Source organism: Sandarakinorhabdus oryzae (assembly GCF_009733735.1).
Lineage (GTDB): Bacteria > Pseudomonadota > Alphaproteobacteria > Sphingomonadales > Sphingomonadaceae > Sandarakinorhabdus > Sandarakinorhabdus oryzae.
The window spans coordinates 1-8,985 of record NZ_WNJP01000118.1; the positions used below are offsets into that span (position 1 = coordinate 1).

General features: G+C 66.2%; 9 protein-coding genes. 5 read left to right on the plus strand and 4 right to left on the minus strand.

All coding sequences use genetic code 11. From position 1 onward, the window contains the following. On the plus strand, positions 1-489 hold a 489-nt coding region (locus GJ693_RS11295; protein ID WP_456238822.1), incomplete at its 5' end, for a DinB/UmuC family translesion DNA polymerase. 5 nt (positions 490-494) lie between these two features. Here GJ693_RS11295 and hemN read toward each other — a convergent pair. The 4 genes from hemN to GJ693_RS11315 form a co-directional block, all read right to left on the minus strand. Continuing rightward, on the minus strand, positions 495-1,802 hold the full coding sequence (hemN, locus tag GJ693_RS11300; protein WP_156256407.1) for an oxygen-independent coproporphyrinogen III oxidase: 1,308 nt from the start codon (positions 1,800-1,802) through the stop codon (positions 495-497). 129 nt (positions 1,803-1,931) lie between these two features. Next, complete coding sequence (locus GJ693_RS11305) at positions 1,932-3,263, minus strand: NAD(P)/FAD-dependent oxidoreductase (RefSeq protein ID WP_156256408.1); 1,332 nt, start codon at positions 3,261-3,263, stop codon at positions 1,932-1,934. Positions 3,264-3,329: 66 nt separating this feature from the next. Beyond that, positions 3,330-4,142 (minus strand): alpha/beta fold hydrolase, encoded by an 813-nt coding sequence (locus GJ693_RS11310; RefSeq protein ID WP_197042136.1) that lies wholly within the window; start codon positions 4,140-4,142, stop codon positions 3,330-3,332. A 76-nt stretch (positions 4,143-4,218) separates the two neighbouring features. Beyond that, positions 4,219-4,953, minus strand: coding sequence for a dienelactone hydrolase family protein (locus GJ693_RS11315; protein ID WP_156256410.1), 735 nt, complete (start codon positions 4,951-4,953; stop codon positions 4,219-4,221). A 134-nt stretch (positions 4,954-5,087) separates the two neighbouring features. On the opposite strand from GJ693_RS11315, the gene GJ693_RS11320 reads away from it, so the two are divergent. From GJ693_RS11320 to GJ693_RS11335, 4 genes are all read left to right on the plus strand, one after another. Further along, entirely contained in the window at positions 5,088-5,447 is a 360-nt protein-coding gene (locus tag GJ693_RS11320) for a YciI family protein (protein ID WP_235902838.1), read from the plus strand. A gap of 58 nt (positions 5,448-5,505) precedes the next feature. Next, on the plus strand, positions 5,506-6,393 hold the full coding sequence (locus GJ693_RS11325) for a sulfite exporter TauE/SafE family protein (RefSeq protein ID WP_156256411.1): 888 nt from the start codon (positions 5,506-5,508) through the stop codon (positions 6,391-6,393). 33 nt (positions 6,394-6,426) lie between these two features. Then, complete coding sequence (purL, locus tag GJ693_RS11330) at positions 6,427-8,631, plus strand: phosphoribosylformylglycinamidine synthase subunit PurL (RefSeq protein ID WP_156256412.1); 2,205 nt, start codon at positions 6,427-6,429, stop codon at positions 8,629-8,631. Between the two features lie 62 nt (positions 8,632-8,693). Continuing rightward, the coding region (locus GJ693_RS11335) for a hypothetical protein (RefSeq protein ID WP_156256413.1) at positions 8,694-8,985 on the plus strand (292 nt) is incomplete at its 3' end.

An 8,985-nucleotide genomic window follows, 5' to 3' on the forward strand; every position in this document is an offset into this window, starting at 1 on the left:
CCGTTGCCGGTGGCGCGGCTGGTGGCGCGGCGCCTGGCGATGAAGGCCGGCACTCGCCTGCGCCGGGCCGCGCTGCGGGCCGGTTGGCTGGGGCTGAGCGTGAAGGGTGAGGCGCGCGGCACAAAGTGGAAGGCCGGCGTGAAGCTGCCGCAGGTGATGGACTCGATCAGCCTGGTCGAGGCGCTGGAGAGCCTGTGGGCGCGCATGGCCGCCGAATTTCCGCATCGGCGCCTGCTGCAGGTGGGGGTGGTGCTGGCCGATCTGTCGCCGGCCAGCGCGGCCCAGGCCGATCTGTTTGATTCCGATGCCCTGCTGTGCGCGCGCACCGATGCGAAGCGGCTGGCGCTCTCGCAGGCCATGGACCGCATGAACCAGCGGTTCGGCCGCGATGCCGTCACGCTGGGCCATCACGAAGGCGGTGCCACCCGCTCCCGCGGCCCGGCAATCGCCTTCACTCGCATCCCGGAATTGGCGGAGTTTCACGAGTAAGGTGGTCAGACGGCCCTGGAATGGCGCTGCGGCGCCTTGGGATGGGCATCGAAGGCCGAAGCGATCAGCCGGGCATAGGGCCAGCCATCGGGCGTGAGTTCGACATGGTGGCCATGGAGCCGAACGAGGCCGCGGGCGGCATGGCCGGCAAGGCCCGGCAGTGCCGTGGCCAGGTGGTCCGGGACCTCCACCACACCATTGCAAAGCAGGCGGGCGATGATCTCTCCGCGCTGGGCGTCGTCCGCGCTTACGACCACGCCACGGCAGCCGGCCAGACGGCCGGCGTGCACGGTCATTTCCCACTGGCCCAGGTGCTTTTCGTTCTGGACGATCAACCCCGGGAACTGGCTGATGGCGGTTGCGCCCAGCCCAATCAGCGCGGTGCCGGCTTCGGTCGCATAGCCCTGGAAATTGCGGATCATCGTTCCGCCAGCCGCGGCCTGGGCCAGGCTATCATGTGGCCGCGCGAAATGATCGAAGCCGATGGCTACATAGCCGGCCGCCGTGAACCGCCGGTGCGCCGCCGTGCTCATGGCAAAGCGTGCCGCCGGGCCGGGCAAATCAAGATCGGAAATCATCCGCTGCCGCGCAATCGCTGCGGGCATGTGGGCATAACCGAACACCGCCACCCGATCCGGTTGCAGCTGGAGCGCCTGCTCGATGGTTTCCGTCAGATCGACCACGCTCTGGCCGGGCAGACCATACATCAGATCGAAATTGATGGCGGTGATGCCGGCGGCACGGAACTGGTCAACGGCCGCCTTGATGACCGCGAAGGGCTGTTGCCGATTGATCAGCCTCTGCACGTGCGGCGCAAAACTCTGCACGCCCAGGCTGACGCGATTGACGCCATCGGCGGCCAGAATGGCAGCGTCGCCGGGCTGAACGGCGCGCGGATCAAGTTCCATGGCGATCTCGCAGGTCGCGGCCAGATCGAACTGCGCGCGCAGCGCCGCGATGATCCGGGCCAGCACCGGCGCCGCCATGGCGTTGGGGCTGCCGCCGCCGAACTGCACGGCGATTACCTGCCCGCGCATCAGGCTGGCGACGGTGGCAATCTCCGCCAGCAATGCCCGTTCATAGCGCCGCAGCCGGTCGCTGGCAGCCACCCCCGTATTGCAACCGCAATACCAGCAGATCTGCTGGCAGAAGGGCACATGGAGATAGAGCGACACCGGCGCGCCCATGGGCACGGTGGCCAGCGCGCGGGCCTGATCAACGGCACCAACGCCATCGTGGAACTGCGCTGCCGTGGGGTAGCTGGTGTAACGCGGCACCGCCAGCGCGGCGAGATCGGGATGGAAGGTCGGCATGGCGCCGTTTTAGCGGCGCAAGGACGACGTCAGCGTTGATCCCGATCAATCGGCGCGGTGAAAATGCAAGAAGCCTCCAGCGGGCAGGGACGCAGCCCCCGCCCGCCGGAGGCATTGATACCTTATCCCTCAGTGGAGTTTGAGCTTCGGCCGCAGCACCTGGTTCACATGGCCGACCAGAATCAGGAACAGGCCCTTCAGCCAGCCGTGAATGGCGATCAGGTGCATGCGATAGAGCGAGGTGTAGACCAGCCGCGCCAGCCGGCCTTCGATCGCCATCTTGCCGCCAACGAGGTTGCCCATCAGGCTGCCAACAGTGGAGAAACGGGCGAGGCTGACCAGCGAGCCCTTGTCCTGATAAACGAAGGGGCGCAGCGGCTTGCCGGCGATCAGCGCCTTGATGTTGCGGAAGACCGTGTCGGCCATCTGGTGCGCGGCCTGGGCACGCGGCGGGATCGGGCGGGCTTCGCCGGGCGGGGTGTAGCTGGCGCAGTCGCCAATGGCGAAGATATGGTCATCGCGGGTCGTCTGCAGCGTGGCCTTCACCAGCAACTGGTTGCCGCGGGTGGTTTCCAGTCCGCCGATCTCGCGCAGGAAGTCCGCGCCTTTCACGCCGGCGGCCCACACACGCAGATCTGCCGGGATGATGGTGCCATCCTTCACATGGATGGCATCGGGGGTCGCGGCCACCACCTGCGTGCCTGGCAGCACCCTCACCCCCAGATTTTCCAGTTCCTGGTGGGCAGCGGCGGCCAGTTTCTCCGGCAGCATTGGCAGGATGCGCGGGCCGGCTTCCAAGAGCGTCACCTGCAGGCGCTGGCGATCGAACACCTCCAGGCCGTAATAGCCGAGCGCATCGGCTGCCGAATACAGCTCCGCCGCCAGTTCGACCCCGGTGGCGCCACCGCCGACGATCACCACCTTCACGGTCGCATCGCTCGCCGGGTTCGCCATCATCTGGCGCGACACCCGCAGACACTGGTTCAAGAGGCGGCGGCGGAAGCGATCGGCATCGGGCCGGCTTTCCAGCGCCAGACAATGCTCCTTCACGCCTTCGATGCCGAAATCATTGGAGATGCTGCCCACCGCCAGCACCAGATAATCATAGCGGATGCGGTGGCGGCCGATCACCTCGCTGCCATCCTCGTCGCGGATCGGCGCGATGATGATCTGCTTTGCCTCGCGGTCGATGCCCTCCAGCGCGCCATCGAAATAACGATAGCCCCAGCGGAAAGCATGGCCGCGATAGCCGACCTCATCCAGATTGGCATCAAGGCTGCCAGCGGCGACTTCGTGCAGCAGCGGCTTCCAGATATGGGTGGGATTGCGATCAACAAGGATGATGTCGAAATCCTGGCGCGGAAAATGCGCGCCGAGCTTGGTGACAAGTTCAAGCCCGCCGGCGCCGCCACCGACAACGACGATCTGCGTTTTCTTCCCGTCTGCGCGCGTGCGAGGCATGGCGGCCCTTATCCCTGTTGCATCGCGTCATAGCGGGGACAGACAGCAAGCGGAAGGTGAGGCGCGTCAGCGGCCATCTGGCTTCTGGGAAAGGAATCGCGCAACGACGTCAATGAAAGCCGCAGGCTCCGCACCCGCCGTGGGCGAATGATCACCATTGGGCACAATCCACAAGGCTGATCCGCTGATCGACTGGTAAAGGTTGACCGGGATCGACACCGGGAAGAACACATCGCGATCGCCATGCACGATCAGCGTGGCGGCCTTGATCTTCGCCAGGTCGGCAACCTGGAAATCGGTATCGGTCTGGCTGGCTCCCAGGGCGCGGAATTGCCCGAGCAGCGATTGCACCTGCGCCTCGCCGCGGCTGGCGCACTGGCGATAGGCCGCAACCACGTCTGGTGGCAGGTTTGCGGACGTGGCCGATTGCATGATGGCGCGGGCTGGCGGCGGAAAATGACTGGTGGCGCCGATGATCACCATCTTCGACAGGCGATCCGGATGGCGGGTGGCGAGATGGAGCAGGGTGATGCCGCCGCTGCTGAAGCCGATGGCGCGCACTTGGTTCAGGCCCAGAATGTCGAGCAAGGCCGCTATGTCTTCGGCCGCGTCGGCGTGGCGGAACACGCCCGAAGGATTGGTGGATTGGCCGTGCCCGCGTGCGTCGACGGCGATGACCTTGTGCGTGGCCGCCAGTCGATCCGCCAGTTCGCCCCAATCGGCCGCACAGGCGCCAAATCCGTGCAGCAAGAGCAAGGGCTCGCCGCTGCCGCGAACGCTATAGTGCAGGGAGACGCCGTTGACCGCCGCGGTTTCAGCCTGCGCGCAGGCCGGTGCGAGCGCCAACAAGGCGCAGATAGCCAGGAGAATTGACTTCATGCCGGCGGTCCCCCGTTTCTGATCGACATTTATCAGGAGAAGGCCCGGCAACAAAGCTGCTTGTCGCGCGCGGGCCTCAACCCAGCGTGCGGCCGAACAGGTCGAGCATGGTGCGCCAGCCGTCCTCGGCCGCAGCCGCGTCATAGACCGGAAAATCCGGCATCATCCAGCCGTGCATGGCTGGATAGGTCCGCGCCGTGAAGCGCACATTGGCCGCGGTGAGCGCCTGCTCGAAGCGTTCAGCCATGGCGGGTGGGTAGCTGCCATCCTTGTGCGCGGCGCCAATGTGGAGCTCTGCCTGAATGGCCGGTGCCAGCAGGTGCGGGCTATCGGGTGCATCGGTGGCCACATTGCCGCCGTGGAAGCTAACGGCGGCGGCAAATCGATCGGGCCAGCGCCCCGCTGCGGTGATGGCCATACCGCCGCCCATGCAGAAGCCCACGGCACCATGGCGGCTGCCCAGCACATCCGATCGGCTGGCGAGAAAGGCGAGGAACGCCTCGGTATCGGCGGCCGCAACCGCGTTGCCGGTCGTCGCCACCATCGGGCCAAGGATGGCGCGGAAATCGCCGGCAAACACCTCGGCCGGCACCAGCGGGCCGTAAGGGCCGAAGCGATAAAAGAGATCAGGGACCAGCACGACATAGCCTGCCTGCGCCAGCCGTTCGGCCATGGCCAGCAGTCCCGGCCGGATGCCGCCGGCGTCCATGTAGAAGATCACCGCCGGCCGGGGCGTGCCGTCACCAAGCGAGAACAGGTGGGATGGGCACAAGCCGTCGGCTGTGGGAATGGCGAACTGTTCGTGCTGCACGCGGTTTCTCCTCGCATTGGCCGGTGATCGAAGGGCGATGCGCCGCCAACAACAGCTGCAATCTCAGCCGGTTGCCTGGTTCATAGCCGGTGCGGGCGACGTGCGAAAGTGGGTGCGCTTGCAGTTCGCATCGCTTGCCGGCATCCTCGGTACCAATGACCAAATATCTTATCTCCTTCCCGGCCAGAGCCATGCAGGTGCCAGCCGACGAGATGCCTGCTGTTGCCGCAGCATCCCGCGCGGTGATCATCGAAGCCAAGGCCGCGGGCGTTTATGTGTTTGGCGGGGGCATTGATGAAACGATGGCGCCGGTGATGGTGGCGGGCGATGGCGCGGTGTCTGACAAACTCTATCCCGGCAGCCATTTGAACGGCGGCTTCACTATACTGGAACTGCCCAGTCGGGCCGAAGCACTGGCCTGGGCACAGAAAATCGCCGCTTCCTGCCGCTGCGCACAGGAAGTGCGCGAATTCATGTACGATCCGATCTGCTGAGGCCCCCTTGGCTTGACGTCGTGCCGCGCGCGGTGCCTGCTGGCGGCGCGGGGGAACCATGATGCTGAATGCGCTGCTGATTCTGCTGGGCCTGTTCGCGGCCGGCAACGGCTATGTGATGCTGCGCGCCGCCATCCGGCAACGGGCCTGGCCGCGCCCCGAGGCCGCCGTTCTGGGCGCGGTGGTGAATTTCCTCGACACGTTGGGCATCGGATCGATGGCGCCGACCATGGCGTGGTTCAAGTTCCGCAAGATGGTGCCCGATCAGTTGATCCCGCACACGATGATTGCCGGACTGACCCTGCCCACGGTGGTGGAAGGCGCGATCTTCCTGACGCTGCTGGGCGTGTCGGTCGATCCAGTGCTGCTGATCGGCAGCATTATGGCGCTGCTCGCTGGGGGCTGGGCCGGTATCCCGCTTGTGTCGCGCGCCCGGCTGTGGGTGGTGCAGGCGCTGGTCGGTGTGGCGCTGCTGCTGGCGGCGACCTTTTACATCCTCTCCAACCTCGATCTCATGCCGCTGGGCGGCACGGCGAGCAGCCTGCCGCCAGGGCTAACCGTGATCGCGATCGCCATGAGCTTCGGCTTTGGCGTGCTGCTGAACTTTGGCGTCGGCAACTATGCGCCAACGCTGGCGCTGCTCAGCCTGATGGGACTGGACCCGAGATTGTGCTTCCCGATCATGGCAGCCGGTGCGTCGTTTACCGGGGCAGTGATCGGCGCGCGCCAGATGCACGCCGGCAAGATCGATCTCCGTATCGCCGGGGCGATGGTGCTGGCCGGCATCCCGGCGGTGCTGGTGGCGGCGCTTGTGGTGAAATCGCTGCCATTGGTGTCCCTGCGCTGGCTGGTGTCGGTGGTTATCATCTACACCGGCATCGTCATGCTGCGGGCAGCGGCGGTGAGCCGGCGGACCGAAACGGAAAATCAGCCTGCTGCGACATGACAAAGCGGCGCGGCCCGGCTATGGGGCGCGTCCATGAGCATCACCCCCGATATCGTCGCCGCCCACGGTTTCACGCCAGAGGAATATGACCGCGTGCTGAGCGCGATGGGGCGGGAGCCGAACCTGCTGGAACTCGGCATTTTTTCGGTGATGTGGTCGGAACATTGCTCCTACAAGTCGAGCCGGCTGCACCTCGCCAAGCTGCCGACAAAGGCGCCCTGGGTGATTCAGGGGCCGGGCGAGAATGCCGGGGTGATCGACATCGGCGACGGCGATGCTGCCATCTTCAAGATGGAGAGCCACAACCACCCCAGTTACATCGAACCCTACCAGGGCGCAGCGACCGGCGTTGGCGGCATCCTGCGCGACGTGTTCACCATGGGCGCGCGACCCGTTGCCAACATGAACGCGCTGCGCTTTGGCGACATTGATGCGCCGAAGATGCGCCATCTGGTGAAGGGTGTCGTCGCCGGCATCGGCGGCTATGGCAATTGCGTCGGCGTGCCGACCGTGGGCGGGGAGACGATCTTCCACCCCAGCTACAACGGCAACATCATCGTCAACGCGATGACGGTGGGCTTGGCCAAGGCCGACAAGATCTTCTATTCGGCCGCTGCCGGGGTGGGCAATCCGGTCGTCTATGTCGGCTCCAAGACCGGGCGCGACGGCATCCATGGCGCCACCATGGCCAGCGCCGAGTTCGACGAGAACAGCGAGGAAAAGCGCCCGACCGTGCAGGTGGGCGACCCGTTCACCGAGAAACTGCTGATCGAGGCCTGCCTGGAGCTGATGGCGTCGGATGCGATTGTCGCCATCCAGGACATGGGCGCCGCCGGCCTGACCAGTTCGTCGGTGGAAATGGCGTCGAAGGGCGGCGTCGGCATCCGCCTCGACCTCGACAAGGTGCCGTGCCGCGAGACCGGCATGACGCCCTATGAGATGATGCTGTCGGAATCCCAGGAGCGGATGCTCATGGTGCTGAAGCCCGGCCGTGAGGCCTTCGCGCAGGCGATCTTCAAGAAGTGGGAACTGGATTTCGCAGTGATCGGCGAGGTCGTCGACGGCGGTGATCTGACCATGACCTTCCACGGCGAAATCGTGGGCCGCATCCCCCTCGATCCGCTCGCCGATGCCGCGCCCAAATATGATCGGCCGCACGTGCCGACGCCCAAGCGCGCGCCGCTGACCGATGTGCCGATGAGCACCAACATCGTGGCTGACCTGAAGACGCTGATGGCCAGCCCTGACCTGTGCTCGCGACGCTGGATCTGGGAGCAATATGACCACATGGTCGGTGCCGACACGCTGCAGCGCCCTGGTGGCGACGCCGCCGTGGTGCGCGTGCACGGCACGCGAAAGGCGCTGGCCATCGCCACCGATTGCACCCCGCGTTACTGCTTTGCCGATCCGCACGAGGGCGGCAAGCAGGCGGTGGCGGAGACCTGGCGCAACATCATCGCCGTGGGCGGCAAGCCGCTGGCCATCACCAACTGCCTCAATTTCGCGAGCCCGCAGAACCCGGTGATCATGGGCCAGCTGGTGGGCTGCATCGAGGGCATGGCCGAGGCCTGCCGGGCGCTCGATTACCCGGTCGTATCGGGCAACGTCAGCCTCTACAACGAGAGCAAGGCGACCGGCGGCGGCAACGCCATCCTGCCGACCCCGGCCATCGGAGGCGTCGGCTTGTTGGCGGATTACGACAAGCAGATGGACCTGGCCTTCAAGGCCGAGGGCGAGACGGTGATCCTGCTCTGCCATTCCGAAGGCCATGTCGGCCAGTCGCTGTGGCTGCGCGAGGTGCATGGCCGCGAGGATGGCCCGCCGCCGCCGATGGACCTTGACGCCGAGCGCCGCGCCGGTGAACTGGTCAGCGCGCTGATTGCCGCCGGCAAGGTGAGCGCCGTGCACGACGTGAGCGATGGCGGCGTTGCGGTGGCGCTGGCCGAAATGGCGCTGGCCGGCGGCATCGGCATGACGATGACCATCGTGAAGCAGATCACCAACCCGGGCGCCACCCTTTTTGGCGAGGACCAGGGCCGCTACATTGTCACGTGCCGCGATGCCGCCACCGTGATGGCCCAGGCGCGCGCCGCGGGGGTGAACGCCGTGCCGATCGGTGTGACCGGCGGCAATGCGCTGAACTTCGACCTGGTCGATCGGGGCGGCGTGCAGAGCGTCACCCTGGCGGAGCTGAAGCGGCTGCACGAAGCGACGCTGCCGGCGATGATTGCCGGCTGATTGCCGCAAAATCGCAAAACGGGCATGCTGTAACCTTGGGTAGAGCCAAGGGGAGACGATTCATGGGCATGCTGGACGAACTGCTGGCGCAGGCCGGCGGGCAGATTGATATTGCAGGCCTCGCAGGCAAGGCCGGGCTCGACCCGGCCATGGTGCAGGGCGCACTCGGCCAGCTGCTGCCGCAGATTGCTGATCCGGGTGTGGACAATGCCCAGGCCGTCGCCGACGTGGCGGGCAAGACCGGGCTCGACGCCGGCGCGCTGGGCGGCTTGCTGCCGCAACTAGTGCAGGCCGTGCAGGGCGCCGGCGGCAAGGGTGGCGCGCTGGAGCAGGTACTGGCCGGGCTGGGCGGCG

What these genes read in the sequence shown, in the direction of transcription:
- hemN (WP_156256407.1), bottom strand. Translation starts at nt 1,802, where the DNA reads ATGCCGACCTTCCATCCCGATCTCGCCGCGCTGGCGGTGCCGCGTTAC.
- GJ693_RS11305 (WP_156256408.1), bottom strand. Translation starts at nt 3,263, where the DNA reads ATGCCTCGCACGCGCGCAGACGGGAAGAAAACGCAGATCGTCGTTGTC.
- GJ693_RS11310 (WP_197042136.1), bottom strand. Translation starts at nt 4,142, where the DNA reads ATGAAGTCAATTCTCCTGGCTATCTGCGCCTTGTTGGCGCTCGCACCG.
- GJ693_RS11325 (WP_156256411.1), top strand. Translation starts at nt 5,506, where the DNA reads ATGATGCTGAATGCGCTGCTGATTCTGCTGGGCCTGTTCGCGGCCGGC.
- purL (WP_156256412.1), top strand. Translation starts at nt 6,427, where the DNA reads ATGAGCATCACCCCCGATATCGTCGCCGCCCACGGTTTCACGCCAGAG.